Raw genomic sequence first — 1790 nt, 5'->3', positions numbered from 1 at the left:
AGTACTTTCCATTTTGAATTTCCGTCAAACTTAATTCTGATTTGCTTGGAACGTTTAATTGAATTACCTTTTTATAGTCATGTTCTGAATCGAGTATAGTCAATTGATTATGTCCTTTCTGAATCTGAACTTCTGTAATGAGTAGCTGTTTGCCTGATGGCGTAAGTTCGATCTTTGATATTCGATTTTCTGTTGAATATACAATTTCTTGTCTTTTACCCGTTGTTTCAAGGATCTTGGCTTTTCCTTCACTCTGCCTTACAACATATAGCTTACTTTTTGAGTCTGTTGCCATAAGACCATCAATGTCTGCCATTTCCTGTAGCTGATTGCCCGTCAGATCATAAAAAATAAGGTGCTTATCTCTGGAGTAAATGGCATATCTATTTAAATTATCCAGCCGATAATAATTGCTGGCATTATTATATTGGTATATTTTACCAGTCTTAAGGTTCAGAAACTGTAATTGATCGGCTTTTCTCCCAAAAACCCCTTCTTCATTAAGAAAGTCCAAAACTCCCGTCGATACAATTTTATGTATTGTCTTGTCCTTTGTGCTAACAACATAAGCCGAATCACCACCAAGTTTATACTGCTTATTGATTCCTATCCATGTTCCTTCAGATGAAATCTTGGGAACCCCGCCCAATGTTGCAAATTTTGCCTTCCATTGGGTTAAGGTATCCCCCTGCTGTTGAGCAGGTATAAATATGAAGCCGTTAAGAATTATGGAAACCAGTAAATATTTGATCTTAATAGCCATTATTCTGAGGTTTGAGATTTAGATTGAGGAGAATTTCATTTTGGGGGATCGGCCAAAGTTTATGAAAATCCTTCCAGTTAGGCTTTGCAGTTGACAATAAATTGAGTTTATCCATTCTCTTCAGATCAAGAAACCTATGTCCTGTTTCAGTAAAGAATTCACGTCTATCTTCCAAAAGGATTTCATTAAGGAGATCAGCTTGGCTTAAGTTGGTTAATGCCGCTAAACCTGCCCTTTGTCTTATCGAATTTAAATAAATAAGCCCTTCGGTGAGTTTACTCTGCTGAGCCAAAGATTCTGACAATAAAAGATAAGCTTCTTCCACCCTGAATATGATAGAATACTCATTAGCATTTGTATTATCGCGATTTTTGTATTTTTCAGCTCTATACCATATTGATCCATTATAGGATACTGACGCCATCCAGTGCTGTTTTCTTAGGTCATTAGAGTTGAAGGAGTTTACGAGATTCATATTCAACGCATAAGAACTAGGCTTTGCATTTGAGAAATAGTATAAGGTAGCCTGTTTCAGAGAAGCATTATTAATAGGTTTTAATTGCCAAAGAATGTGTTTACCTGACTTTTGAAATACTTTTGTTATATCGGTTTCTATTTGATAAAGCGAAGATTGGGTAATTTCTTTTAACAATTGTTCTGCCTGATTCCAATTTTTCTGTGCCATATAGATCTTTGCCAGTAGAAGCCTTGCTGTCATTTTATTGGCATATATCCGTTCAGCATTTCGATAGTCATCCTGCAATAGTGTCAGGACCTGTTGAAGATCTTCTACCATTTTTTTCAATGCATCATTTGAAGGTGTTTTATTTAAAATCTGATTTATTGTGTAATCCGTTGTTTCAGGATATGGAATATCCCCCCAAAGTTGGTTCAAATAAAAAAACATTAACGTTCTAATAAATAAAGCTTCTCCCTTCAAATACTTTTTGTCGGACATTGAAATCCCGTTAGATTTATCAACACCTTCAATAATAGCATTAGCTGTATAAATATGTTTAAAAGATGA

The 1790-nt window shown here is 35.1% G+C and carries 2 protein-coding genes; both read right to left on the bottom strand.

Translation table 11 applies throughout. From position 1 onward, the window contains the following. Window positions 1–763: hypothetical protein (locus WFK35_RS22580; RefSeq protein WP_336734868.1), on the bottom strand; the 763-nt coding region annotated here is incomplete at its 3' end. Then, a partial coding sequence (locus WFK35_RS22575; RefSeq protein ID WP_336734866.1) for a RagB/SusD family nutrient uptake outer membrane protein occupies window positions 753–1790 on the bottom strand: 1038 nt, incomplete at its 5' end. The genes WFK35_RS22575 and WFK35_RS22580, both read right to left, overlap by 11 nt.

Origin of the sequence: Chryseobacterium sp. VD8 (assembly GCF_037149975.1) — a bacterium.
Lineage (GTDB): Bacteria > Bacteroidota > Bacteroidia > Flavobacteriales > Weeksellaceae > Chryseobacterium > Chryseobacterium indicum.
Note: the sequence above shows the minus strand (reverse complement) of the source record. Positions and strands in the feature narration are given on the sequence as shown.